This window comes from Micromonospora sp. ABR4_055 (genome assembly GCF_056160425.1).
The window spans coordinates 1-24,508 of sequence record NZ_JBSWXD010000099.1; the positions used below are offsets into that span (position 1 = coordinate 1).

23 protein-coding genes and 1 pseudogene are annotated in these 24,508 nt (G+C 69.7%); 14 read left to right on the plus strand and 10 right to left on the minus strand.

Going from position 1 to position 24,508, the window contains the following annotated elements:
* Nucleotides 1–373, plus strand: a pseudogene (locus tag ACXAHD_RS21160) (hypothetical protein); the annotation flags it as partial.
* Between the two features lie 10 nt (nucleotides 374–383).
* Entirely contained in the window at nucleotides 384–1,154 is a 771-nt protein-coding gene (locus ACXAHD_RS21165) for an isoprenyl transferase (RefSeq protein WP_281553333.1), read from the plus strand.
* 31 nt (nucleotides 1,155–1,185) lie between these two features.
* Here ACXAHD_RS21165 and otsB read toward each other — a convergent pair whose 3' ends face one another.
* From otsB to ACXAHD_RS21180, 3 genes are all read right to left on the minus strand, one after another.
* Complete coding sequence (otsB, locus tag ACXAHD_RS21170; protein ID WP_281553334.1) at nucleotides 1,186–2,010, minus strand: trehalose-phosphatase; 825 nt, start codon at nucleotides 2,008–2,010, stop codon at nucleotides 1,186–1,188.
* Nucleotides 2,011–2,114: 104 nt separating this feature from the next.
* The gene (locus ACXAHD_RS21175; protein ID WP_123605395.1) at nucleotides 2,115–2,489 is read right to left on the minus strand and encodes a hypothetical protein; all 375 of its coding nucleotides are present in this window, start codon (nucleotides 2,487–2,489) and stop codon (nucleotides 2,115–2,117) included.
* Nucleotides 2,490–2,662: 173 nt separating this feature from the next.
* The gene (locus tag ACXAHD_RS21180; RefSeq protein ID WP_281553335.1) at nucleotides 2,663–3,103 is read right to left on the minus strand and encodes an XRE family transcriptional regulator; all 441 of its coding nucleotides are present in this window, start codon (nucleotides 3,101–3,103) and stop codon (nucleotides 2,663–2,665) included.
* Nucleotides 3,104–3,367: 264 nt separating this feature from the next.
* Here ACXAHD_RS21180 and ACXAHD_RS21185 point away from each other — a divergent pair, with 264 nt between their 5' ends.
* The 5 genes from ACXAHD_RS21185 to ACXAHD_RS21205 all read left to right on the plus strand — a co-directional run bounded on the left by ACXAHD_RS21185 (nucleotide 3,368) and on the right by ACXAHD_RS21205 (nucleotide 7,881).
* Nucleotides 3,368–3,712: a hypothetical protein gene (locus tag ACXAHD_RS21185; RefSeq protein ID WP_281553336.1), complete on the plus strand. Its 345-nt coding sequence runs from the start codon at nucleotides 3,368–3,370 to the stop codon at nucleotides 3,710–3,712.
* Between the two features lie 22 nt (nucleotides 3,713–3,734).
* Nucleotides 3,735–4,136 carry a hypothetical protein gene (locus ACXAHD_RS21190; RefSeq protein ID WP_281553337.1) on the plus strand — a complete coding sequence of 134 codons (402 nt, stop codon included), beginning with the start codon at nucleotides 3,735–3,737 and terminating at the stop codon, nucleotides 4,134–4,136.
* 447 nt (nucleotides 4,137–4,583) lie between these two features.
* A complete protein-coding gene (locus tag ACXAHD_RS21195; protein WP_281553338.1) occupies nucleotides 4,584–6,026 on the plus strand; it encodes a PhoH family protein in 1,443 nt (480 codons plus the stop codon).
* Between the two features lie 382 nt (nucleotides 6,027–6,408).
* Complete coding sequence (locus tag ACXAHD_RS21200) at nucleotides 6,409–7,089, plus strand: aggregation-promoting factor C-terminal-like domain-containing protein (RefSeq protein WP_475052693.1); 681 nt, start codon at nucleotides 6,409–6,411, stop codon at nucleotides 7,087–7,089.
* A gap of 153 nt (nucleotides 7,090–7,242) precedes the next feature.
* Nucleotides 7,243–7,881 (plus strand): rhomboid family intramembrane serine protease, encoded by a 639-nt coding sequence (locus ACXAHD_RS21205; protein ID WP_475052696.1) that lies wholly within the window; start codon nucleotides 7,243–7,245, stop codon nucleotides 7,879–7,881.
* Between the two features lie 12 nt (nucleotides 7,882–7,893).
* On the opposite strand, the gene glpX is transcribed toward ACXAHD_RS21205, so the two are convergent.
* Nucleotides 7,894–8,949 carry a class II fructose-bisphosphatase gene (glpX, locus tag ACXAHD_RS21210; RefSeq protein ID WP_281553341.1) on the minus strand — a complete coding sequence of 352 codons (1,056 nt, stop codon included), beginning with the start codon at nucleotides 8,947–8,949 and terminating at the stop codon, nucleotides 7,894–7,896.
* Between the two features lie 157 nt (nucleotides 8,950–9,106).
* Between glpX and ACXAHD_RS21215 the strand changes: the two genes are divergently transcribed.
* Both ACXAHD_RS21215 and ACXAHD_RS21220 read left to right on the plus strand, forming a co-directional pair.
* Nucleotides 9,107–9,652 carry a DUF4245 domain-containing protein gene (locus ACXAHD_RS21215; RefSeq protein WP_281567466.1) on the plus strand — a complete coding sequence of 182 codons (546 nt, stop codon included), beginning with the start codon at nucleotides 9,107–9,109 and terminating at the stop codon, nucleotides 9,650–9,652.
* Between the two features lie 82 nt (nucleotides 9,653–9,734).
* On the plus strand, nucleotides 9,735–10,430 hold the full coding sequence (locus ACXAHD_RS21220) for a GntR family transcriptional regulator (RefSeq protein WP_281567465.1): 696 nt from the start codon (nucleotides 9,735–9,737) through the stop codon (nucleotides 10,428–10,430).
* A gap of 98 nt (nucleotides 10,431–10,528) precedes the next feature.
* Here ACXAHD_RS21220 and ACXAHD_RS21225 read toward each other — a convergent pair whose 3' ends face one another.
* From ACXAHD_RS21225 to xseA, 3 genes are all read right to left on the minus strand, one after another.
* Nucleotides 10,529–12,511, minus strand: a complete 1,983-nt coding sequence (locus ACXAHD_RS21225; protein ID WP_475052701.1) for a pectate lyase family protein — start codon at nucleotides 12,509–12,511, stop codon at nucleotides 10,529–10,531.
* 436 nt (nucleotides 12,512–12,947) lie between these two features.
* Nucleotides 12,948–13,151 (minus strand): exodeoxyribonuclease VII small subunit, encoded by a 204-nt coding sequence (locus tag ACXAHD_RS21230; RefSeq protein WP_281555439.1) that lies wholly within the window; start codon nucleotides 13,149–13,151, stop codon nucleotides 12,948–12,950.
* A gap of 93 nt (nucleotides 13,152–13,244) precedes the next feature.
* Nucleotides 13,245–14,474 carry an exodeoxyribonuclease VII large subunit gene (gene xseA / locus ACXAHD_RS21235; RefSeq protein ID WP_475052704.1) on the minus strand — a complete coding sequence of 410 codons (1,230 nt, stop codon included), beginning with the start codon at nucleotides 14,472–14,474 and terminating at the stop codon, nucleotides 13,245–13,247.
* Nucleotides 14,475–14,600: 126 nt separating this feature from the next.
* Here xseA and ACXAHD_RS21240 point away from each other — a divergent pair, with 126 nt between their 5' ends.
* Both ACXAHD_RS21240 and ACXAHD_RS21245 read left to right on the plus strand, forming a co-directional pair.
* Complete coding sequence (locus ACXAHD_RS21240; RefSeq protein ID WP_281553345.1) at nucleotides 14,601–15,608, plus strand: 4-hydroxy-3-methylbut-2-enyl diphosphate reductase; 1,008 nt, start codon at nucleotides 14,601–14,603, stop codon at nucleotides 15,606–15,608.
* A gap of 5 nt (nucleotides 15,609–15,613) precedes the next feature.
* On the plus strand, nucleotides 15,614–16,078 hold the full coding sequence (locus ACXAHD_RS21245; protein ID WP_281553346.1) for an RAD23 family protein: 465 nt from the start codon (nucleotides 15,614–15,616) through the stop codon (nucleotides 16,076–16,078).
* A gap of 123 nt (nucleotides 16,079–16,201) precedes the next feature.
* On the opposite strand, the gene ACXAHD_RS21250 is transcribed toward ACXAHD_RS21245, so the two are convergent.
* Nucleotides 16,202–19,459, minus strand: a complete 3,258-nt coding sequence (locus ACXAHD_RS21250) for a S8 family serine peptidase (protein ID WP_475052706.1) — start codon at nucleotides 19,457–19,459, stop codon at nucleotides 16,202–16,204.
* A gap of 172 nt (nucleotides 19,460–19,631) precedes the next feature.
* Complete coding sequence (locus ACXAHD_RS21255; RefSeq protein WP_281555440.1) at nucleotides 19,632–20,852, minus strand: DNA recombination protein RmuC; 1,221 nt, start codon at nucleotides 20,850–20,852, stop codon at nucleotides 19,632–19,634.
* A gap of 88 nt (nucleotides 20,853–20,940) precedes the next feature.
* On the opposite strand from ACXAHD_RS21255, the gene ACXAHD_RS21260 reads away from it, so the two are divergent.
* Both ACXAHD_RS21260 and ACXAHD_RS21265 read left to right on the plus strand, forming a co-directional pair.
* Complete coding sequence (locus ACXAHD_RS21260; protein ID WP_281553348.1) at nucleotides 20,941–21,708, plus strand: hypothetical protein; 768 nt, start codon at nucleotides 20,941–20,943, stop codon at nucleotides 21,706–21,708.
* A gap of 60 nt (nucleotides 21,709–21,768) precedes the next feature.
* Nucleotides 21,769–22,386, plus strand: coding sequence for a hypothetical protein (locus tag ACXAHD_RS21265; protein ID WP_281553349.1), 618 nt, complete (start codon nucleotides 21,769–21,771; stop codon nucleotides 22,384–22,386).
* A 50-nt stretch (nucleotides 22,387–22,436) separates the two neighbouring features.
* Here ACXAHD_RS21265 and ACXAHD_RS21270 read toward each other — a convergent pair whose 3' ends face one another.
* Nucleotides 22,437–23,189: an SGNH/GDSL hydrolase family protein gene (locus ACXAHD_RS21270; protein WP_281567464.1), complete on the minus strand. Its 753-nt coding sequence runs from the start codon at nucleotides 23,187–23,189 to the stop codon at nucleotides 22,437–22,439.
* Between the two features lie 382 nt (nucleotides 23,190–23,571).
* On the opposite strand from ACXAHD_RS21270, the gene ACXAHD_RS21275 reads away from it, so the two are divergent.
* Nucleotides 23,572–24,508: IPT/TIG domain-containing protein (locus ACXAHD_RS21275; protein WP_475052710.1), on the plus strand; the 937-nt coding region annotated here is incomplete at its 3' end.

Here is a 24,508-nt window from a genome sequence, read left to right on the forward strand (position 1 = left end):
TGTGGGGTTTTTGTTTTCTGCGTCCTTCTTTTTTGTTGGGGGTTTCTTTTTTTGTTTTGTTTTTTTTTTTTTGTTGCTTTTTTTTCCTTCTCCCCCCCCCCCCCCCCCCCCCCCCCGCCGCTACCGGCAGGCGCTGCGCCGACGCCTCGGCGGGCACCTGCGGCACAGCGCTTTCGGCGCCTGGCTGGCCCGGCGGCCGACGACGGTGGACGCCGCCGTCGCGGCGGCGGCGCGGGACCGGCGCGTCTTCGACACCGTCGTCGAACTCGGTCTCGGCGACGGCCGGCTGGACGCGGTCACGGTTCGCCGGCTCGCCGCACAACTGACGATCCGCCGAGCGGCCGATACCGCGCGGCGGCGCTCCGGTCGCTAGTCTGCTTGGGATGACTCTGCGGGAGCTGCTCTACTCGGTCTATGAGCGACGGCTCATGGCGAGACTGGCGGGCAAGCCGGTGCCCGGCCACGTGGGCGTGATGTGCGACGGCAACCGCCGGTGGGCCCGGGAGATGGGGTTCGTGGATCCCAACGACGGGCACCGGGTCGGCGCAGCGAAGATCAAACATCTGTTGAACTGGTGTGACCAGGCCGGTATCGGTCACGTCACGCTGTACCTGCTGGCCACCGACAACCTGCGTCGGCCAGCCCGCGAGCTGGATCCGCTGTTGAACATCATCGAGGATCTGGTCACCGAGTTGGCCGAGGAGGGCAACCCCTGGCGGCTGCGTATCGTCGGCGCGCTGGACCTGCTGCCGGGTTCCACCGCGACCGCGTTGAAGGCCGCGCAGGAGCGTACCCAGACCCGGTCCGAGGGCGCGCAGGTCAACATCGCGGTCGGCTACGGCGGCCGCCGGGAGATTGCCGACGCGGTCCGATCGTTGCTGCATGAGCACGCCAGGTCCGGCGGCACCCTGGAGGAGTTGGCCGAGGTGCTCGACGTCGACCACATCGCCGAGCACCTCTACACCCGGGGCCAACCCGACCCGGATCTGGTCATCCGCACCAGCGGCGAGCAGCGGCTCTCCGGCTTCCTGCTGTGGCAGTCGGCGCACTCGGAGTTCTACTTCTGCGACGTCAACTGGCCCGACTTCCGTCGGGTGGACTTCCTGCGGGCGTTGCGGTCGTACGCGAACCGGCAACGCCGCTACGGCGCCTGACGACCCCCGGGGCCGTCCCTGCCGGGTGGTGTCAGTCCAGGGCGTGCACGGCGGAGGTCAGGAAGTCGCCGAGCGCTTCCGGCGAGTCGATGGTGAGGTCGGCGGCCGCTGACACATCGTGCCCGGTCTCGGCGTTGGCCACCGCCACGCAGACGCCGAAGAAATCCGGGTTGGCGCTGGCGTGTGCCCGGAGCGCGGCGAAGGCCTTGATGTCGGAGACGTCGTCACCGAAGTACCAGGCGCAGCCGGCGGTGCCGACCGCGTCGCCGATGACCATGCCCTTGTCGCGGTCGACCGGCGGCTTGATCTCGATGACCATCCGCCCGCTCTGCACCCGCAGGCCGAGCTGTTCGGCCTGGGCCTGCCCCCACGATTCGACGGTTTCGGCGAGCTCGGGCGCGGTCCGGTAGTGCAGCGCGACGGACAGCCGTTTGTACTCGACCAGTGCGCCGGCGGGCAGCTCGGCCCGGGCCCGGTCGGCCAACTCCTGCATCGCCGGGACCCAGGGCAGCGCGGCCGGTTCGGTGACGGTCGGCCCGGACCCGTGGCTGTGCTCCAGCCCGTACAGTCCGTACAGGTCGACCTCGGAGATCGAGGCGAACTGGGCCCGGAGGAAGTCGACCGGTCGGGCCGACACGATCGCTATCCGCTGCACCACCCCGGCGAGCGACTCGATCGCCGCCAGCACCTTGGGCGCGGGCTGCACCGACGTGGGATCGTCACCGACCGGGGCGAGGGTGCCGTCGAAGTCGAAGAACAGCACGCACCGGTCGGCGCGATCGATGGTGGCTCGCCATGCCTGCTCCGCGGTCAGCGGACGGGCCAAGCGCTGGTTTCCTACCTCGAACGGCCGCACGGGCGTCAGCGTACCTGCTGCCGCCGCAGGTGCCAGACCTCTCGGCGGGTGAACGTTCGGGGACGTCGGCGCTGGTGACTACGGTCCGCGAACCACCCGGCGGGTCAGTCGTCACCGCCGCTCATCAGTCGCCGGCCGTGCATCCGCGGTGGAAATTGCACGACTGCCGCGTCGTGTTGCTGTCCCTGCCGGAGCAAATAGCCCTCGACGAAGCCGGAGTTGCGGTCGGCGACGTGTGAATCGACTTCATTGAGCCGGGCGACGAGAAATTCGGTGAGCGCGGTCAGCCGTCCCTGTTGCCGGTCGTTGAGGTGCGCGATGACCGCCACCAGCGTGGCGACCGACGCGCAGGCGATGACGAACAGGTTCACCACCGCCGGCACCTCGCCGGTACTCAGGACGGCGACCACGATATTCGTGGTGCCGTAAAGCGTGATCGCGACGGCCGCGATCACGACTGCCGACCATTTGAGGGTCATCGGTTTCGACCCTCCCTCCTGTCCCGCAGGGCTGTGTCCGGGCTGTGTCCGGCCTTGTCCCGTCCCCCGTGGATGACGAGCCCAAGCAGTACGGAGAGGAACGTTATCGTGACTCAGCGTGCAAGCGGGGCGGAACCGGGCTGCTTGATCGGCTTTCTTTCGCCATCTGAGAACTACCCTGCCCGCTTGGGTCCTTTGCGAGGTTCGGCCGGCAGTAAGGGTCGGTAGGCGAGATAGCGGATTGTCTCCCTGATGTGAAATTTTTCCGCATCTGATACGTTCGGATCGACCAGCCGGCGGAGCAGTGCCTCTACGTCCGGGTCCATCGGCGGTGCCGAGGGCGCCGGCCGGGCGCTGGTGGCACGGTCCCAGCCGAGTACGCCGAACGCGACCGTCGGGCTGATCCCCAGTCCTTCGCAGAACGAGACCACCCGCTCGGCCTCCGGATCGCTGGACCACTCGCCGCGCACCCACCGGTTGATGGTCTGGCGGGACACTCCGGTGCGCCGGGAGACCTCCGAGCCGGTCCAGGCGCGGGTCGCGCGCGCGTCAGCGAGCGCCTTGCGTACGAAGGCGGCGAAGGCGATCTTTCGCGCGGCGGAGCTGTCCGGCACCGGCCGACGGTACGGCGAATCACCGCTTTTCCTGGGGGCAGGAAGCCTTCTGTACTGTGTTTGTGACAGAGCTTTGTGAATCTCTGTCGGGAAATCTTCCCTTGTCACGAGGGGTGTCACGGGTGCAGTCTAAGGATGAAGTGGGGTGGCGCTAATCACCCGAAAAGATGATGCTGTCACTTGCGCGTGACGCTTTACTCTACGTCACGTGGTTGAGACGCTGAGTGGGTGGAGTTGTCGCTTACACGTGACGGAGACGGTGCGGTGACCGAACTCGCGACCCGGGCCCAGGCCTTCGGCCTGATCGCGGACGCCGTCGCTGGCGGCTTGACCGCGCCGTGGCGGCTGTACCTGGCCCGGGGGTGTCGTCACCTGTCGCTCAACGTGGGGGACCGGTCCGAGTGGAACGCGTGGCGGGCGCACCTCGGCTGTCCGGAGTTGAGTGTGCGGGTGTACGACGCCGGCGGGGAGATCCGGCGGGCCTCGGTAGCCGAGGTGGTGCTGGGCGGTTGCCGGATCAGCGTCGAACTGGTCGAAGAGGTGAGGACCGACGACATCGATCGGCTGCTCACCGACGACCCGACGTCGTTCGAGTCGGAGGAGAGATGATCCCAGAGATCGGGGCGACCGGATGAGTTCGTTCTTCGCGGTCTTCCTGGTGTTGCTGCTGGCCTCGGCCAGCTACGCCGCCGGCCGGCTGCACGGCCAGCTCAGCTACCGGATCGGCTACCGGTTCGGCTACCGGCAGGGCTATTTCGACGGTGACCGCGGAGCGTGGACCCGGCGGCGCAGGGAGACCCGGGCCGCGATCGCATCGGTGCTGCCGGATCCAGCCCGTCCGGTGGTCCCGCCCCATCCGGTGACCACGAGCCCGCCCCTGGTTACGGCGGTGCCAACCGGGGTCGACCTGGCGGTCCGTCCGGGCACCACCTACACCGGCGCCGCCTTCGTCGGTGGGACCGGCGTCGGCGGAACCCTCGACGGGACCGGTGGCCGGCACTCGACGGAACTGCTGGCCGGCCGACATCCCTGACCGGCCGCAGCGGTGGCTGTCGGGTGGCAGTCGTAGCGATGAGCTTTTCCGAGTGCGGTGTCGTGTTGAGGCGGACGCGACACCGCCGGGGAACCCGGCGTCACCGCGCCGGAGTTCCTCCCGGCCGGGATGCGTGCAGGGGGTGCGCATCCCGGCCGGCCGCCTACCCGGCCCGGATGTGTCCGTCGCGTGACCAATGTGTGTCGGTCCTGGGTACGGATCATCATCTGCCCCGCTCACCTCCGGTGTCTGGGACGAAGATCGGCTCTGACGCCTAGCCGAGGTCGGGATCCGGCAGCTAGCGTCTAGTCATGGTCCGGGGTCGTCCCGGGCCAGCCGGACGGTCCGGACCTGCAGTCGCATGGGTTCCGCATCCGACCCGTGCCTTCGGGCCCCGGTGGAGCCGGATCGCGGGCGGATCGGGTGCACGCCCGACGGAGCAGGCCTGTGACGAGTCGACGTACCACCCCCCGGGCCGGTCAGGACCCGACCGCCGCCACTGTCCCGTCCGACCGTAGCCGGACCCGCCGAGCCCCGGACGCCGCCGCGTCCGAGCCGGCCGACCGGTCCGCCGGCCCAGCCCAACCGGAGCCGCCAGTCACCACCCGCGCGTACGTCCTGGACACCTCGGTCCTGCTGTCCGACCCGGGGGCGTTCCACCGGTTCGCCGAGCATGAGGTGGTGATCCCGCTGGTGGTGATCTCCGAGCTGGAGGGCAAGCGGCACCATCCCGAGCTCGGTTGGTTCGCCCGGCAGTCTCTGCGGATGCTGGACGAACTCCGGGTCCGCCACGGACGGCTGGACCAGCCGGTGCCGGCCAACGAGTCGGGCGGCACGTTGCGGGTCGAGCTCAACCACGCCGACACGGATGTGCTGCCGCCGGGGTTCCGCAACGAGTCCAACGACACCCGGATCCTGTCGGTCGCGCTCAGCATGGGCGCTGAGGGCCGGGACGTGGTGCTGGTCAGCAAGGACATGCCGCTGCGGGTCAAGGCCGCCTCGGTTGGTCTGGTCGCTGACGAGTACCGGCACGGCCAGGCCAGCGACCCGACCTGGACCGGGATGGCCGAGCTGGAATCCACCGACGAACAGGTCAAGCAGTTGTACGCGGGCGAGGCCGTCGACCTGGACAGCGCCGCCGGGCTGCCCTGCCACACCGGCCTGGTGCTGCACGGCACCGGCGGTGCCGCGCTCGGCCGGGTGATGGCCGACAAGACGGTCCGGCTGGTACGCGGTGACCGGGAGGCGTTCGGGCTGCGTGGTCGCTCCGCCGAGCAGCGGATCGCATTGGACCTGCTGCTCGACGAGTCGATCGGGATCGTCTCGCTGGGCGGTCGGGCCGGCACCGGCAAGTCGGCGCTGGCGCTGTGCGCCGGGTTGGAAGCGGTGATGGAACGGCGTCGGCACAAGAAGGTCGTCGTCTTCCGCCCGCTGTACGCCGTCGGCGGTCAGGAGCTCGGTTACCTGCCCGGATCCGAGTCGGAGAAGATGTCGCCCTGGGCGCAGGCGGTCTTCGACACCCTCGGCGCGGTGGTGCACGAGAACGTGATGGAGGAGGTGCTCGCCCGCGGCATGCTGGAAGTGCTGCCGTTGACCCATATCCGGGGCCGCAGCCTGCACGACGCCTTCGTGATCGTGGACGAGGCCCAGTCGTTGGAACGCAATGTCCTGCTGACCGTGCTGTCCCGGATCGGACAGGGCTCCCGGGTGGTGCTCACACACGACGTCGCGCAGCGGGACAACCTGCGGGTGGGCCGGCACGACGGGGTGACCGCGGTGATCGAGGCGCTGAAGGGGCATCCGCTGTTCGCCCATGTGACGCTGACCCGTTCGGAGCGTTCTCCCATCGCCGAAATGGTTACTGATCTGTTGGAGGACATCCCACGTTGACTCCGCCCGGTGCGGGTCTATGCCCCACTATAGGGTGAAAATTGGCGTGACCAATCTCACATTCAAAGTCCCGCGTTTCCCAACGGCCTCACCGTGAGCGATGGTGGTCGACGAGCGCGCGCACCGGCGACGACCGATATCCGGGTCGTCGGTGGTAGTGCGTCAGCCGACCACCATCGCGGCCGGCCGACGCGCGACCGACCCGGTCGGGCGCTCACGGCGTGCCCGGACCAGCCGCACCGCCGCACCCGCACGTGACGGTCGCGCCGCACCTGGCGGCGGCCGCCGCGAGCCGGCCGTTCAGTCGGCCGGCCACGTGGGCGCGAGCGGTGCCGACCAGCCCGGCCCGCCGTGTCCTTGCCCCCGACGAAGGGACCACTTCGTGAGTCGGCTGTGGAGCCGGTTCGGTGTCCGGGCACTCGCCGTCGGCCTGCTCGTGACAGGCGTCGCCGGCGGGTTCTACCTGGAAAGCGACCGGGAGACCCAGCAACGCATCAGCGACGCCCGCCTGGCCGCCGAGGCCGAGCAGGTCGAGCTCGAACTGCTGCGTCAGCGCCGGGCCGAACACCAGCGGATGACGGTGCAACGCCGTACCGCCGAACGGGAAGCCACGGAGAAGGCTCTCGCCACGGCCAAGGCCGAGGCGGCCAAGGCCAAGCGGGCAGAGCAGGTGACCCAGCAGAAGCAGCAGGAGGCGGCGGCCCGGCCGCCGGCGGCGACGGTGCCCTTCACCGGCGAGATTCCGGAGTCCTGCGACGAGTTCAGCGGCAACCGGGCGATCGGCTGCGCCCTCACCCTGGAGAAGGGGTGGGGTCTCGACCAGTTCGCCTGCCTGAACAAGCTGTGGAACAAGGAGAGCGGCTGGAACCACAAGGCCTACAACGCGGCCTCCGGCGCCACCGGTATTCCCCAGGCGCTACCGGGCAGCAAGATGGCCTCGGCCGGTGCCGACTGGCAGACCAACCCGGCGACCCAGATCAAGTGGGGCCTCGGGTACATCAGCGGCCGTTACGGCACCCCGTGCGGCGCGTGTCAGCAGTCACAGAACTTCGGTTGTTACTGATCCGTTCCGGACTGTCGGCGGCACCGGTCGCACTCGTCACCGGCGGAGGTAAGGACTTGATCGTCCGTACCGCCGCCGGTGTTTTTGTGCGGTTCGCCAGCTGTCGGCTGGCGTCGGTTGCGCGGACCTGATAGCTACTAGGAGATGGCGTACATGGGGACCTCCGGTGGTGACCCGAACCGCTTCGGCACCGAGGCCTTCTACGCCTCGCTGGGCCGGGCGTTCGTCGCAATGTGCGCGGTCGTCCCGGTGCTGTTCGTCATCGAGGCGTTCGACGTCTGGCTGAGCGCCGGCTTTGATCTGGCCGCCGGCATCGTCCCCCGGCGCATCGACGGGCTGGACGGGGTGTTCTTCGCCCCGTTCCTGCACCACGGCTTCGATCACCTCTACAGCAACAGCGTTCCGTTGATCCTGCTGGGCACCTTCGTCCTGGCCGCCGGGGTCCGCCGGTTCCTCTACTCCACCCTGGTGATCATCCTGGTCAGCGGGCTCGGCGTGTGGTTCACCGGCGCGCCGAACACCGTCGTGGTCGGCGCCAGCGGTGTCGTCTTCGGCTACCTCGGTCTGGTGTTGATGCGCGGCATCGTCGAGCGCACCTGGTGGAACCTCGGCGTCGTCCTGCTGGTCGGCCTGCTCTACGGCTGGCAGCTGGTCGGCATCCTGCCGACCGACGCGTTGATCTCCTGGCAGGGCCATCTCTTCGGGTTCGTCGGCGGGGTGCTCGCCGCGATCCTGTTCCGCCGCCGGCGCGACTACGACCCGTACGATCCGGACCCGCTCACCATGCCCTGACCGGGCCCCGGGTCAGAGGTCGAGCTCGGCGATCGGCCGACCGTCGAAGTCGACCGCCGAGTAGAGCGCCAGCTTCTCCAACCGGTGATGCGAGTCGATCACCCGGATCGTGCCGCTCTTGGAGCGCATCACGATCGACTGGGTGTACGCCCCACCCGAGCGGTACCGCACCCCGTGCAGCAGGTCACCCGAGGTAACCCCGGTGGCGACGAAGAAGCAGTTGTCGCCGGTGACCAGGTCGTCGGTGCGCAGCACCCGGCCCAGATCGTGCCCCGCAGCGACGGCCTTGTCCCGCTCCGCGTCGTCGCGTGGCCAGAGTTTCGCCTGCATCGCGCCGCCCATGCACTTCAGCGCGCAGGCGGCGATGATCCCCTCCGGGGTGCCGCCGATGCCCATCAGCACGTCGACGTCGGACTCCTCGCGGGCAGCCGAGATCGCGCTGGCGATGTCACCGTCGGACAGGAACCGGATCCGGGCACCGGCGTCGCGGATCTCCTGCACCAGCTCGGTGTGGCGGGGCCGGTCGAGGATGCTCACCGTCACGTCGGAGACGCTCGACTTCTTGACCCGGGCAATCCGCTGCAGATTCTCCCGCACCCCGGCCTCGATGTCGATGACGTCGGCGCAGTCCGGGCCGACCGCCAGCTTCTCCATGTAGAAGACCGCGCTGGGGTCGAACATGGCGCCCCGCTCCGCCACCGCCAGCACCGCGAGGGCGTTCGGCATGCCCTTGCTCATCAGGGTGGTGCCGTCGATCGGGTCGACGGCGACGTCGACCTCCGGCCCGGAGCCGTCACCGACCCGTTCTCCGTTGAACAGCATCGGGGCGTTGTCCTTCTCGCCCTCGCCGATCACGACGACGCCACGCATCTGGATCGAGTTGATCAGTTTGCGCATCGCGTCGACCGCGGCGCCGTCGCCGCCTTCCTTGTCTCCCCGACCCACCCACCGGCCGGCGGCCATCGCTGCGGCTTCGGTTACCCGGACCAGGTCCAGGGCCAGGTTACGGTCGAGATTCTGCGGGTTACGGGTGCCATTCTGCGGGTTACGGGTGCCGGTTCCACTCATCGGTGCTCCTCCTCGCGACGGTGCGGGGCGCATCCCGGAGCACAGCGTCGCCGGCTCCGGTCCTGAGGGAATCCTGGCACGTCACGACGGTGCCAGGTAGTCGCGGGGTGGTCGGTCCGCGCGTCAGTCCGCGCCGGCCGGCTGGGAGGATGGGGGCATGGAGACGACCGGGCCGGCGCGCGACCGGGCGGAACGCACCCCGAAGGACATCACCCTGTCGCTGCTCGTCCTGTTGGTGCCGATCCTGCTGGTGTTCGGGTTCTACCGGGTCTTCCTCGGTGCCGACGAGCCCGTGGCGGTGGATCCCGGGCCGGCGTACGAGCAGGCCGGTGCGGCGGGCCGGTTTCCGGTGCGCGCGCCCGCCGGTCTCGGACCGGACTGGGTCGCGGTGAGCGCGGTCTTCCGGCCGGTGTCGGCGGCGGACGGTCCGACGCTGCGGCTGGGCTACGTCACCCCGGCCGGCGCCGCCGTCCAGGTGGTGCAGAGTTCACGGCCGGCACCGGAACTGCTGGTGGCGGAGCTGACCGCGACCGCGCAGCCGCAGGGTGATGTGGCGATCGGGGCGACGACCTGGCAGCGGTACGCGGCCCGGCCCGGCGAACGTGCACTGGTGTGGCTGGCGCCGGACCACAGTGTGCTGGTGGTCGGCACGGCGGATACCGACGAGCTACGGGTGATGGCCGAGGCGCTCACGCCACGCTGATACCTCGGCGGGTCCGGCCCGTACCGGGCGGTTGCCCGGCCGGGAATCTGGTTTCCGGGACGTGGGTGGCAGACTCGACGGGGTGAGCGACGTGGCCGCATCGTCGGTGGATGGTGAGCTGGAGAGCCTGAGCCTGGTGGAGTTGGCGGTGCGGCGGCTGCGTCGCGAGATCCTCAGCGGCAAGACCGACCCCGGGCAACGGCTCGTCGAGGAGCAACTGACCCGGCGGTTGGGCATCAGCCGGGCGCCGCTGCGCGAGGCGCTGCGGCTGCTCGCCGAGCAGGGTTTGGTGGAGCACGTACCACGACGCGGCGTGCGGGTGGCGACCTTGTCCGACCGCGACGTCCGGGAGCTGTACGCGGTGCGCGACCTCCTGGAGCGGCACGCGGTGGCGTCGGCGCTGCCGGTGCGCCGGGACACCGCCCTCGGTGGCCTGCGGGCTGCGGTCGACCAGATGCGGCTGGCCACCACGGTCGGTGACCGGTTGCGGGTTGCCGAGGCGCATCGGCGGTTCCACGTCGAGCTGGTCGGCCTGGCCGGCAACCGGCAGCTCACCGGGGTGTACGAGTCGGTGCTGCTGAAGCTCCAGCTGTACCTGGCGATCAACCTGCAGCGGGAGGCCGAGGTGGCGCAGCCGGTCGACGGGGTGCACCGGCACGAGCGACTGCTGGCCGCGATCGAGGCGGGGGAACCGACCGAGGTGCTCCGGGAACTTGCCGAGCATGGTGTTCGTACCTACCGGCGCTCCGACGGCTCGAGCCGAACACCAGATACCTGATCCGGGTCCGGAAAGGTATCTGGTGTTCGGCTCGTTGGAGCGTGCAGTTGATCAGTGGTGGCGGTGGCTGCCCAGCCGCCGATCAGCCGTACGTCTCGTCAGGCGTACGTCTCGAATTCGGCGATCTGCGGCGTGCCGGAGGCACCGGTGATCTCAAAGCTGATCTTGCTGAGCGTGGTCGAGGAGAAGCTGATCATGCCGGCACCGCTGCCGGAGGCGAGGGTGGCACCGGTGTCGTGGTTGTACAGCCGCCACGATCCGATGGCACCTACGGCACCCGACGCCTCCCGGATGTTGACCGAGGAGACGGTGGTGTCAGCGTCCCACTTGATCGAGATTCGACCGGTGGTGCCGCTCGGCGACCAGTAGGTGCCCATGTCGCCGTCCCGTACGTCGCCGTAGCTGGTGCCGCTGCCCTTGCTCGAACCGTCCGATCCGGCGCCGATGCTCAGGTTGGTGCCACCGGGCTGGGTCGGGGTCGAGGTCGGCTGCGGCGCCGTCGGGCTCGGGGTCGGACTGGGGCCGGTGCCGCCGGAGACCTGCAGGTAGTCGATGTTGCTCAGGCCCTCACCGGTGGCGGCCACCAGCCGAATCGTGTTGGTGCCGCTGTTGAGCGCGACGGAGACCGAGACGTTCGAGTAGCTGGTCCACCCGCCGGTCGGGTTGAACGCGACCCCTTGCTGCACGGTCGAGCCGTTGACGACCAGGTTCGCCGGTCGGTTGCCCGAGCCGCCGTTGGCGTGCCGGATAGTCAGGTTCGTCGTGCCGCCACTGGAGCTGACCAGGAACTGCGACGCCGCACCCGAGGTGTTCTCCGTGTTGCAGTACCCGCTGCCGGAGTAGCCGGAGTGCTCTGACTCGATCTCACCGTCACACGAGGCCGGCGAGTACTCCGCCTCGTAGCGTCCGTCCGGGCCGGGCGTCGGCGGCACGGTCGGCGTGGGGCTCGGCGGGTTCGACGGCGGCGGCGAGGTCGGCGAGCAGCTGCCGTCCGAGACGCGGTTGCCCTTGTTGGCGCCGGAGATCTGCCGGAGCATGTTCGGCACGCAGCTGGCTCCGTCGAGTGTGTAGGAGTACGGGATGCTCACGCTCGTGTTCGAGGTGGGGTTGGGGCCGGCCGGCTGGTTGTCGCCGCTGCGGCTGGACCAGTCGATGTTGTCGTAGATGTTGCCGCTGACCTGCCAGTAGCCGGCTTCGCTGGTGTAGAACGTGCCCAGAACGTCGTTCGAGTCCTGGAAGTAGTTGTTCTCCACCTTGGCGCGTCCGCCGGCTCGCGAGTTGATGCCGGACTTCTCGATGTCCGTGTAGTGGTTGTTGTAGATGTGTGCGATGCCGCCACGCAGCAGCGGAGTACGGGAGTCGATGTTCTCGTACACGTTGTGGTGGAACGTCACGTACCCGTTGGACCTGTCGCTCTCGCTGGAGCCGATCAGACCACCACGGCCGGAGTTGCGCAGGATGCTGTACGACAGGGTGACGTACTGCGTGTTGTTCTTCATGTCGAACAGGCCGTCGTAACCCTCCGACTCGCCGCCCGAGGCTTCCAGCGTCACGTGGTCGACCCAGACGTTGCGGACGTCGGACTCCATGCCGATGGCGTCACCACCGTTGGAGGTCGGCGAGCCCGACTTCTTCACGTTGCGGACGGTCACGTTCTGGATGATGATGTTGCTCGCCTCGCGGATGTGGATGCCGAGCTGGTCGAAGACCGCGCCGCTGCCCACCCCGATGATCGAGACGTTGCTGATCTGCTTGAGTTCGATCACGTCGTCGGCGGTGTTGCAGCTGTCGCCGGAGACCTTGCTGGTGTTGCCGTGGTTGATCGTCCCCTGGACCTCGATGATGATCGGGGTGCTGCTGCTGGAACGGTTGCACAGCGCGGAGTGGATACCGGTACCGGAGCTGACCCGTACCGTCTGGCCGCCCGCGCCGCCGGTGGTCCCGCCGTTGCGGGTGGCGAATCCGGTGGCGCTGCCGGTCGCCGCCGAGGCCTGGGGAATCGCCAGGGCCACGCCGACCGTGCCGGCTACGGCTGTGATGGCCAGTCCTGCGAGAAGTCGCAGTCCGACTGGTCGTCTCATAGTCTCGTCTCGCCTTCGTCTTGAAGTTGCTGATGGATCGTCTCGACTGCTGGAGGACGCGTACCGTCCGGCGCAACCGGTACGGCACTGGTCGCAGCCCGTGGTCAACCCGCCGGCGGCACCGATGTGACCGTTGCCCGGCCGTCAGATGACGGCCATCGGCCACGGATGGCGGCAGCCGGGGCGGGGACGCCTCGACCCAGGTGCGGTGTTCTTGGTGATGTGGACGAGTCTGCGGCTCGTCGGGCCCCGGACGCGTGGCCGTCAGCGCTGAGGGCGCGAGGTCACCCGGACCGTCCTCACGTCCCCGCCGCCGGTGTGCTGCAGCACACCTTGCCCTGACTCTGGAAAGCGCTTTCCCCGAAGGATAGGTCGATGTCCATCAACTTGCAAGATCGTAGCCGAATTGTGGCGAAATGCCGTCTTGGGTGCACCCTCAGCCGGTGGGTCGGGCGCCGCGGGCGGCTTCGAGTCGCTGACGGGCCCCGTCCAGCCAGCGCTGACAGGTGGCGGCCAACTGCTCACCGCGCTCCCACAGCGCCAGTGACTCCGCCAAGGTGGTGCCGCCGGACTCCAGCCGCTCCACCACCGAGGCCAGCTCGGCGCGGGCCTGCTCGTAGCTCAGCGAGTCCGCCGCCAGCGGCCCGCTCGCCGGCTCAGTCGCCGGAACCTTCGCCGACGTGGTCGCCGTACCTCGGTCAGCTGCCTTCTTCGTGGTCACCTGATGCCTCACTCATTCGGTTCGGGCGGCGACGGCCGGCAGCTCACCGCCGGCCAGTCGCAGCCGCAGCGGGTCGCCAGCCGCGACGTCGTCGGGGGATCGGACCACCGCGCCGGCGGCGTCCTGCACGATCGCGTACCCCCGGTCGAGGGTCGCGGCCGGTGACAGCGTGCGCAGCCGGGCCAACGTGTGTCCCAGCTCGGCGGTGCCGGCGGACAACCGGTGCGCCAGGCAGCGGGTGGCCCGGTCCCGCAGCGCGTCGACCTCGCCGACCCGCCCGTCCAACAGCACCTGTGGCCGGGCGAGTACCGGCCGGGACCGGACCATCTCCAGCCGGTGTGTCTCCCGGTCGAGCAGACCGGTCACCGCCCGGTCCAGCCGGTGCCGGGCCAGGGCGATCAGCCGCAGCTCCTCGGCCAGGTCCGGCACCAGCCGTTTGCCGGCGTCGGTCGGCGTGGACGCCCGTACGTCGGCGACGTAGTCGAGCAGTGGTGCGTCGGTCTCGTGGCCGACGGCGCTGACCACCGGGGTACGGCAGCCGAACACCGCCCGGCACAGCGCCTCGTCGGAGAACGGCAGCAGGTCCTCGACGCTCCCGCCGCCGCGGGCGATGACGATCACGTCGATCGACGGATCCGCATCGAGCACCGCCAGCGCGTCGATCACCTGCGGCACCGCGCCGGAGCCCTGCACCGCGACGTTGACCACCCGGAAATCGACCGCCGGCCAGCGTCGGCGGGCGTTGGTCAACACGTCCCGTTCGGCGGCCGACGCCCGGCCGGTGATCAGCCCGATCCGTTGCGGCAGGAACGGCGGGCGGCGCTTGCGGGACCGGTCGAACAACCCCTCGGCGGCCAGTAGCTTCTTCAGCTTCTCCAGCCGGGCCAGCAGCTCACCGAGGCCGACCTGGCGGATCTCGTCGGCGCGCAGGCTGAGCGTGCCCCGCGCCGGGTAGAACTCCGGCTTGGCGCGTAGCACCACCCGGGCACCGTCGGCCAGCTCCGGCGCGCCGAGGTCGAGCACGTCCCGGTTGGTGGTGACGGTCAGGCTGAGATCCGCCGACGGGTCACGCAGGGTCAGGAACACGGTGGTCGCGCCGGGCCGCCGGCTGATCTGCGCGACCTGCCCGTCGACCCACACCCAGCCGAGCCGGCCGATCCAGGCGCTGATCTTCTGGCTGACCACCCGGACCGGCCACGGCTCGTCCGCGCTGCTGCGCGGCGTCGCGTCGGTGTCGGTCACCCGGCAAGGGTACGGGCGGGCGGTGACACCGACGCCGCTCGCCCCGCCGGGAGGCGTCCGGCCCCGGCCCGGTCCCGCCGGTTGGTCACGCTGCCGCCGTGGTCGACGGCACGTAGACTCGGCCGGGTGAGCGAGCCTGACGCGAAACCGGTCCACCGCAAGCGGGTGCTGCTGGCCAATCCCCGTGGCTACTGTGCCGGCGTCGACCGCGCGGTGCAGACCGTGGAGGAGGCGCTGAAGCTGTACGGCGCCCCGGTCTACGTACGCAAACAGATCGTGCACAACAAGCATGTGGTCTCGACCCTGGAGGCCAAAGGCGCGATCTTCGTCGAGGAGAACGAGGAGGTTCCGCACGGCTCGACCGTGGTCTTCTCCGCGCACGGCGTCGCTCCGGAGGTGCACCGGCAGGCGGAGGCGCGGTCGTTGAAGGCGATCGACGCCACCTGCCCGCTGGTGACCAAGGTCCACCAGGAGGCCCGCCGGTACGCCGCGCAGGACTACGACATCCTACTGATCGGCCATGAGGGCCACGAGGAGGTGGTCGGCACCTCAGGCGAGGCTCCGGCGCACATCCAGCTGGTGGACGGCCCGGAGGACGCCGACAAGATCACCGTACGGGATCCGGAGAAGGTGGTCTGGTTGTCGCAGACCACGCTGTCGGTCGACGAGACCATGGAGACCGTCGCCCGCCTCAGGCGGCGGCTGCCGATGCTGCAGTCGCCGCCGACCGACGACATCTGCTACGCCACCCAGAACCGCCAGCAGGTGATCAAGCAGATTGGGGCCGATTGCGACGTGGTGCTGGTGGTCGGTTCCCGCAACTCGTCCAACTCGGTGCGGCTGGTCGAGGTAGCGATCGACGCCGGTGCTCGCGCCGGTTACCTGATCGACTTCGCCCACGAGATCGACGACGCCTGGCTGGCCGACGCGACCACCGTCGGGCTGACCTCGGGCGCCAGCGTCCCCGACGAGTTGGTGCACCAGGTGGTCGACCACCTCGCCGATCGGGGTTTCACCGACGTCGAGCAGGTCACCACGGTCGAGGAGACGATCACCTTCTCGCTGCCGTCCGAGCTGCGCCGGGACATGAAGGCAGCGGCGGCGGGAACGGACGTCCCGGTCACCGCGTCCTAGTCGGTATGAGAGTCACTCGGATCGGCGTACCCCTGTTGCTGACCTGCCTGGCGCTGCCGGCGTGCGGCACCGGTGAACCCACCACCGAGCCCGACCCCGACCCGGTGCCGACCGTGACGGTCGCACCGTCCTCGCCGCCGGCAGCCGAATCACCGAGCGGAGGTGCCACGGTGAGCACAGCACCGCAGACCCCTGGACCGCCCGAGGACCTGCCCACCTCGGTCCCGGGGGGCACCCCAGGGCCGGGGAAGTCGACCGGGTCGTCGCGGCCGATGACCCTGACCGGCACCGTCGAGGCCGGGGTGGAGCACGACTGCTACCTGCTCGACGGCTATCTGCTGGTCGGCGGTTCGCATGACCTGATCCGTCCGGGTGCCCGGCTGAGCGTCACCGGGCACGTCCAGGCTGACCTGATGACCACCTGCCAGCAAGGCACCCCGTTCATGGTGCAGCGGGTCGAGCCCGCCTGACCGGCGGCGCGACCGCCGACCCTGGTGCGCGCCGACCACCGGCGTCGGTGCCCGTAGGACACAGTGAAGGGCCCACCCCGACTCGGGGTGGGCCCTTCTTCCGTCGTACGGCTTAGCCGACGGTCAGCTCACCGAGCTGACCGAGACCCCGCCGCGGCCGACGACCGCGCCCTGTTCGGTGACGACGAGCATCTCACCGAACAGCTCCCGGCCCGCCTCCGGAGTGGCGTCCACCGTGACGCTGCCGCTGAGCGTGGCGCTGGCGCCGTTGACCAGCTCCGTCGAGCCCGACTCGACCGAGATGGTGCCCAACCCGGTCGAGTAGAACACGTCCAGGTAGTCGTACTCGGTGGTGCCGGCCGGCACCGAGTACCCGTCGACCTCGATGTCGTAGACACCGGGTGCCGGGTTGTCGATGGTGACAGCCTCTTCGGAGTCGCCGTCGGCGGTGTAGTCGATCAGCGAACCGTTCCGGTAGACGAACAGGTCCAGGTCGGCGCTGAGATCGCTGGTGTTGCCGATCTTCGCGAACAACCGGGTTGCCCCGGCCGGGACCGTCACCTGGAAGGTCTGCACCTCCAGGTCGGCGATCGTCGGCCGGTCACTGTTCGCCGAGCCGAGCGAGCCGCCCTGCCCCGAGACGACGACCGGGCCGAAGATGTTCTCCACCGTCCAGCTGAGCGGGGTGGTCTCACCGAGGGTGACGTCCTCGAGCACCGTGCTGGTCGGGTCGACGGTGACGCCCTGTACCTGGGCGGTCAACTCGAACGGGTTCTGCAGCATCGGCGAGGTCCGCCGCGACTCCACCTCGATCTCCCAGACCCCCGGCAGCGGGTCCTGGTAGTCCCGCTCGTCCGGCTTGCAGACGTCCGGGTCGGAGAAGTTGGTGTAGCAGCGCAGACTGCTGGAGCTTTCCAGCGGTACGCCGTACGGGTCGATCGCGATGAACCGGGTCTGCGATCCGTCCGCGATGCCCGACAGGCTGACCTGCAGCGCCGTCGCGCCTTCCGGCACCGTGACGAAGTACGACGTGTACGCGTTACGCGTCACCTTGCCGGAGGTGCTGAACTCGTACTCCGGGCTGGTCATCGCGGTCGACGCCACCACGGTGTTCATGATCTCGAAGTCGACCGTGGCGGTGAACGGGTTGTCCACCCGGAGGATGGCACTGTGCACACCGACGTCCGGGGTGGCCCGCACGTTGAACGTGACGGCCTCGTTCAGCGGCAGCACCACCTGGCCGGGGGCAGCGAAGGTGCCGTCGTTGCCGACCCACTTGAGCTTGTGCAGCAGGTCGACGTCCGGGCCGCTGGTCCGGGTGATGGTGACCGGGTAGGACTTGAACTGGCCCGGCCGGTGACCACCGGCGTCGGCGGCGCACCGGTTGTAGACGCCGGTGCCCTCGTGCGGGGTGGCCAGGTACTCCGAGATCGGGGTGCAGACCGGAGCGCTGACGTCGTAGCCGTTGACCTCGACGCCCTCGCGCAGCAGCTTCCAGGTGTCGGCCACGTGCAGCATGCCGTTGCCCTGCTCGTGGGCGGAGGCACCGTTGATCCAGCGGGCACCGCTGTACAGCGCCCGACGCAGCTGCATCGGGGTGACGTCGAGGTCCTTGGCCTTGACGCCCGACATCAGCAGGGCAACCGCGCCGGTGGCCTGGGGAGCGGCCATCGACGTGCCGTTGTACATGGCGTAGCCGGGCGGCAGCGGGTAGCCGGCCTCAGGGACCGGGCCGCCCTCCTCCCAGCCGGCGACGGTGGAGATGGCCGCGCCGGGGGCGCTGATGCTCGGCTTGAACCCGCCGTCCTCACGCGGACCGCGCGACGAGAAGGGGAACAGCGAGTTGCGGGTGCGTACCTCGGAGCCGTAGTTGGCCAGCCAGGTGTCCCGGCTCACGCTCGCGGCGACGCTGACCACGCTCGAGGCCACCGACGGGTCACCGATGGTGTTGGTGCCCGGGCCGGAGTTGCCGGCCGAGATGAACATCTGCACGCCGTACACGTCGATGAGGATGTTGTAGAGCTCGGCGCGGGCGTTGTTGCCGTCGTTGAGTGCCGGCAGACCACCGATCGACATGTTGATGATGTCGACGCCCCGGTTGATCACCAGGTCGATCATGCCGTCGGTCAACGCGGCGGCGGTGCAGCCGCCGGCGAAGGTGCAGGCCCGGGAGGAGACCAGCTTGGCGCCGGGCGCGGCGCCGTCGAAGTCCTCGTTGCCCAGCATGTCGTTGGCGGCCACGATGCCCGCCACGTGGGTGCCGTGCGACGACGAGATCAGTCCGATGTTGACGTAGTCGATCAGGCCGGGGCCGCCGACCGGAGCGGTGTCGACGTCGGTGCGGAACTCGACGACGAACGGCACCTGCTCGGCGATCGGGGTCGAAGGATCGTCCGTGCCGAAGTGGCCGATGTCGAAGTTCTCCTGGTACGGGCGCATCACCGGCTCGTCGGTGAAGTCGAAGTCCTGGTCGACGTCGACCCGTACGTCGTTGGTGGCCGGGTCGTACAGCACCCCGAACCGGTCGCTGGTGTCGCCGTCGCGGTTGACGTCACCGTTGGCCGACCCGCCCGCGGTGATCGACTCCGAGAACAGGTTGATCATGTAGGAGCCGGCCGGCGCGGACCAGGTGACGCCGGCGTAGCTGAAGCTCGGGCCGCTCACACCGGTGAGCATCGGCCGCCAGGTGCCGTCATTCTCGTAGACCGGGTCGATCGGGGTGACCCAGTCGACGATCTTCCGCTCCCCGGTGGTGGTGGTCTGCAGCGCCGGGTGGTCCAGGTCGATCCCGGAGTCCATGATGCCGACGAGGACATTGCGGCCGTCCCAGCGCGGGTGGCTGTTCTTGAACGAGACCGCGCCGGTCTCATTGGTCGGCATGTAGGGGTTGACCGCGCCGGTGTCCGGCCCCGGGCCGGTGGTCGCGCTCGCCACGGAGGAAGCCGCCGCCATGCTCTCCGGCATCGGGTCCGGCATCGGGATCGTCTCGTTGAGGTCGACCGCCGAGACCCCGGGCAGTTTCGACGCCGCGACGACGTTCTTGACCGGCACGCGGGCCCGGACATAGCCGACCTCGTCGACCTGGTTGCCGATCACGCCGCCGAGCTTCTTCAGCTCGGCCGCGACCTTCGGTGCCTGGCCCTGCTCGGTGGCGACCAGCAAGGTGACGCTCTGCTCGCTCTTCGCCTCCGCCTCGGCGAGCAGGTCGAGATCGTGCGACCCCAACGTATCGGTAGGGGTGTCCTTCAGTACGTCGGCCTTGGTCGACGGGTTGGCGCTCGCGGTGGACGCACCACCCGCCAGCGTCACGGCACCGGCCACCATGACGGATGCCAGGAGCGCGGCAGAGGTTCGCCGTCTCCAGATGCGGGGTTTACTCACGTTCTCTTCCTCCGGAAGAACTGGGCCCTGTGGTGCAGGGCACGTGTGACCGCATCCTTTGTGTTCCGGTGGATCGCTGTCACTACCTAGCCAAGCGTTGTGACCAGCCCGTGACATAAACTTCCCTGAATAGGTGGCGTGGTCGTAGTGAAATGCCTGCAATGAGTGATGTCTATTTGGGGTTTTCCCAGCTCAACCCGGTCCACTCGGGACGTGTCCGATGCGCCCGGTCATCGCCGGCCGACGGCGATTCCAGCTCCGGCGCCTGCACCTGACGGGGCGCCACCTCGACCTGTGGCGGGGGCGTCAGTTCAGCGCCGGAAACCCCGAGATCGGCGAGTTTGCGCGCACTGACCAGGACCCGCCCCTCCAGCGATCCCACCGCCCGGTTGTACGCGGTGACCGCACCCCCCAGCGCGTTACCCAGCTTCGTGACATGCTCGCCCAGCGTGGCCAGCCGCCCGTACAGTTCACGGGCCAGCCCGTGCACCGCCACCGCGTTACGGGCCAGCGCCTCCTGTCGCCACGAGTACGCCACCGTACGCAGCAGGGCCACCAGCGTCGCCGGGGTGGCCAGCACGATGTCCCGGCTGAACGCGTGCTCCAGCAGAGCCGGGTCGCGCTGCAACGCGGCGTCCAGGAACGGGTCGGCCGGCACGAACAGCACCACGAACTCCGGCGTCTGATCGAACGCGGACCAGTACTGCTTCGCGGCGAGCGCGTCCACATGGGTCCGCAGCTGCCGGGCGTGGCTGTCCAGGTGCTGGTCCCGGGTGCGCTCCTCGCGGGCCTCCATCGCGGACAGGTAGCCGTCGAACGGTGCCTTGGCGTCGACCACCACGCTGCGCCCGCCGTGCAGCCGTACCACCAGATCCGGGCGGACCGTCTGCTGCTCGGTCCGCGCGGTCACCTGCTCGGCGAAGTCGCAGTGCTCGAGCATCCCGGCCGCCTCGACGATGCGCCGCAGCTGGTGCTCACCCCACCGGCCCCGCACCTGGGGCGCGCGCAGCGCCGCCACCAGCTGCTTGGTCTCGGTACGCAGCTCAGCGGAGACCCCGCCCATCGCCCGGACCTGCTCACGCAGCTCGGCGTACGCGTCGACCCGGTCGTGCTCCAGCTCAGCCACCCGCTGCTCGTAGCGGCGCAGTGCGTCGTGCAGCGGAGCCACCGCCCGCGCCACCGCCTCCTGCGACTGGGCGGTCGCCTCGTACGACAGCGCCCGCATCGACTGCTCCAACCGACCCTCGCCGTCGCGGGTGGCGCGCAGCGTCGCGTCCAGCCGGGCGATCTCGGTCGCCGACCGGGCCCGGGCAGTCAGCCAGCCGAGCGCCGCGCCGCAACCGAGACAGACGACCACCACCACAACCGTCGCGACATCCACGCCGGAAAGCATGTCAAACAGGTACGCCGCCCGCCCGCCGACGCCCGGCACCGCCCGTCGTTGTGGCTGGTGGTGGATCAGGGCGGCTACCGTCGTAGCCATGGAATTTCTTCTGCTCCTGGTCTTGGTGGCGTTGTTCGCCGGCGGCCTGCTGTGGTGGCGGGGGGAGAGCGCCGCCCGCAAGGAGCGGGCGCTGGCCGACGCCCGGGCCGAGGCACAACGCTGGTACGAGCGGCTCGGCGGCCAGGTGATGAACCTGCACGGCGACCAGCCGGCGGTCCGGCAGTCGCTGCTCGACGCCGGCGAGCGCTACACCGCAGCCGGCTCCCAGTTGGAGCAGGCCCGCAGCCTCAAGCAGTTCGAGCTGGCCCGGGAGACCGCCCTGGAGGGCCTGGCCTACGTCCGGGCGGCCCGGGTGGCGCTCGGCATCGACCCCGGTCCCGAACTGCCCCCACTGGCCGCCGCCCGGGGCGCCGGGCAGCTCACCAAGGAGCGTGAGGTCGACGTCCAGGGGCAGACCTTCCGGGCCGGGCCCAACCCGGGCCCGCAGACGCCGCACTACTACCCGGGCGGCTACCACCAGGGCCGGCCGGTGCCGGCCGGCTGGTACTCCCAACCGCTGTGGAAGCCGGCGCTGGCCGGGGCGGCCGGTGCGATCGGCGGCATGCTGGTCTTCAGTGCATTGTTCTCTCCGACGTTCGGCGACCCCGGCTACGACGCCGGGTACGCCGCCGGCTTGGAGGACGGCGGCGGTGACGAGGACTTCTCCGGCGGGGAGGACTTCTCCGGTGGCGAGGATTTCGGTGGCGGCGACTTCGGCGGTGGGGATTTCGGTGGCGGCGACTTCGGCGGATTCGGGGATTTCTGACCTTCGGAAGTAGGGCTACCCGGATGGTCCGCCGGCCGGCGACCGGGCAGGCTCGTCGTCGTGGACACCAAGCGACAGATTCAGCGCGGGTGGCTCGCCGGTCTCGGCGCGGCGGCCCTGGCCACCGGGGCGGCGACCGCCGCCGCCCAGTCGCCCGGGCGGTTCCACTGGTGGGCCGGGTTCATCCTGGTACCCGGCGCGTTGATCGCCGCCGCCGGTGGCCCGCTGATGGCCCGCGGTGGCGGCCGCGCCTTCGGTGGATACGTCGTCGCCGGCATCGGCGCGATCGTCTTCACCGTGGGCGCACTGCTCATGCTGGGGCTGATGGGTGACGGCTGGCCGTTGCTCGTCGTGCTGCCCTGCCTGGCGGTGGCCGGCACCTACCGTTGGCGTCCGGACCATCCGCTCGCCCGAGGGCTGCACCGCACCGTGGCCCTGCTGGCCGTAACCGGTGCCGGGGTCGGGGCCACCCTTGAGCTGATCGTGACCGGTCTGGTCGACTTCGGCACCATCGGCTGGTGGGGCGGTTTCATGATGCTCGCCGCCGCCTCGGTGTTCGCCAACGCACTCGAACTCGGCCGGCACCGGATGCCGTACCGACTGCAGGCGGTGACGCTGCTCGTCGGGCCGTCGGTGGTGGCCTTCCTGCTCGGCCTGCGCTTCCTGCGCGGCTGGTGACGCAGGCACCGGCGGACCATCAGCCGGCGAACGGGTCCGATCCGACACGGTCAGCCGGCCTGGACCGGCACCCAGTCGGCGTACTTCGCGGTCCGCCCGTCACCGGACGAGCGGCCGCGCAGCCGGCGGTGTACCCAGGGCACCACGAACTCCCGGTAGTAGCGGGCCTCGGCGAGCAGGCTGCGCCGGCCGACCGGTGCCGGGTCGACCACGTGCGCCTCGGTCGGGTGGCCCAGCCCGTCCAGCACCAGGCTGGCGACCCGGCGGTGGCCGGCAGAGTTGAGATGCAGGCGGTCGGGCGACCAGTACTGTTCGCGGCGGATCTCCACGTCGCTGAAAACGTCGATGAAGTCGAGACCGTGCCGGGCTGCGAGCTCAGCGGTGGCGGCGGTCAGCGAGACCCCGCGCCGCCGCATCGTCGTGCCGAACGGCAGCCGGGCGCTCGGGTCGCCGCCGCTGAGCAGCACCAGCCGAACCCCGGCGTCGGCGCAGCGGCGAACCGCGCCCTCGGTCAGCGCGACCAGCCGGCTCAGGTCCGTGCCGGGGCGCATCATGTCGTTGCCGCCGCCGTTGAGGGTGATCATCGTCGGGAGTGGGGACAGCGACAGTGCCCGGTCGAGCTGCTGGGTGACGATCGGCTCCAGCAGCCGTCCCCGGACCGCCAGGTTGGCGTACTGCACGCTACCGCCGTTCGCGGCGGCGAGCCCGGCGGCGACCAAATCGGCCCAGCCGCGTACGGTGCCGTCCGGCAACTCGTCGCCGAGCCCTTCGGTGAAACTGTCCCCGATCGCCACGTACCGCACCCGCGACCCTCCCCGTTCCGCGAAACCAGCGGCACCAAGTTACCTCCCGGTACTGACAGGTGCTGTGACGCGGATCCTGTTCTGACGGTTGGCGGGCAGTGCTTCCTGACCGGGCAGCCCGTCCGAGGCCAGGTGAGTGAGCTTAGGGATCAACTTGCGGGCACGTCCGGCGAACGGCGGAAGTGGATCTGTTCAGCGGACGCCGTCCCGTCTGGCCAGCTACGCCGCGCCGGACATGCGTGTCGAGTGAGGTGGACCTCCGGTAGTTTCGCGCGACTTGCCCTATTTGCTGTCGTTCTCGTTTCTGACGGATGGGCGCACCGGCCTGTCCGGCTCACGCAGAAGACGAGACGGGGGAAAAGTGCAGTCAACGTTGAAACGGGTGGCCAGCGTCTCGCTGGCCGCGCTACTTGGCACCGCTGGCGGGTTGGCGGTGACGGCCGCACCCGCCTACGCAGCTCCCGGAGACGCGCATGCGAGGGGGGTGATCGTCGACCTCTCGGCTGAGGTCCTCGGGATTCCGGTGATCGAGGCCAGTGCGGTGATCGGGTCGGTGGACGCCCCACCCGCCGGCGGCACCGACACCGAGACCCTGCTCGACATCACCCTGCCGGGAGCCATCGGCGTCGCCGCCGACGGCACCGTCCTGGAGGTCAGCGCTACCAGGGGCCCAATTTCGTCGTCCGCCTCGTCCTCGGTCGCCGACGTGTCGTTGGACATCCTCGGGGTGAACGTGCTGACCGCATCGGCCGTCGAGGCTGCGGTCAGCTGCCCCTTCGTCGGTCCGCAGACTGCCGACACGACGTTGACCGGGCTTACCGTGTTCGGCCTGGCGGAGGTCCTGATCCCGAACGGGCCGAGCCTTGACGTGAGCGCCGCGGTGACGGTACCGGGTCTGGTCGGAGCGATGCTCGATGTCTCGCTGTCGCGTATCGAGACCGTCACCGCCGACAGCGCGGCGGCGGCCACCATCGTGCTCACCGCCTCACTCTCGGGTCTGCTCCTCGGGTTCCCGGTGGTCATCCCGGTCGGTGAAGTCATCATCGCCGAGGCCACCTGTGAACGTCCGGCCGCACCGGCGCCGCCGACTGCGTCGTCTATTGATCCGGATTCTGGTCCGCAGTCTGGTGGTCAGGTGGTGACGATCACTGGTTCGGGTTTTGTGCCGGGTGACACGGCGGTGACGTTTGACGGGTTGCCGGCCACTGATGTGGTGGTGGATCCGTCTGGTACGTCGTTGACGGCGGTGACTCCGGCGCATGCGCCTGGTGTGGTGGATGTGGTGGTGACCACTGATGGTGGTTCGACTGATCCGTTGG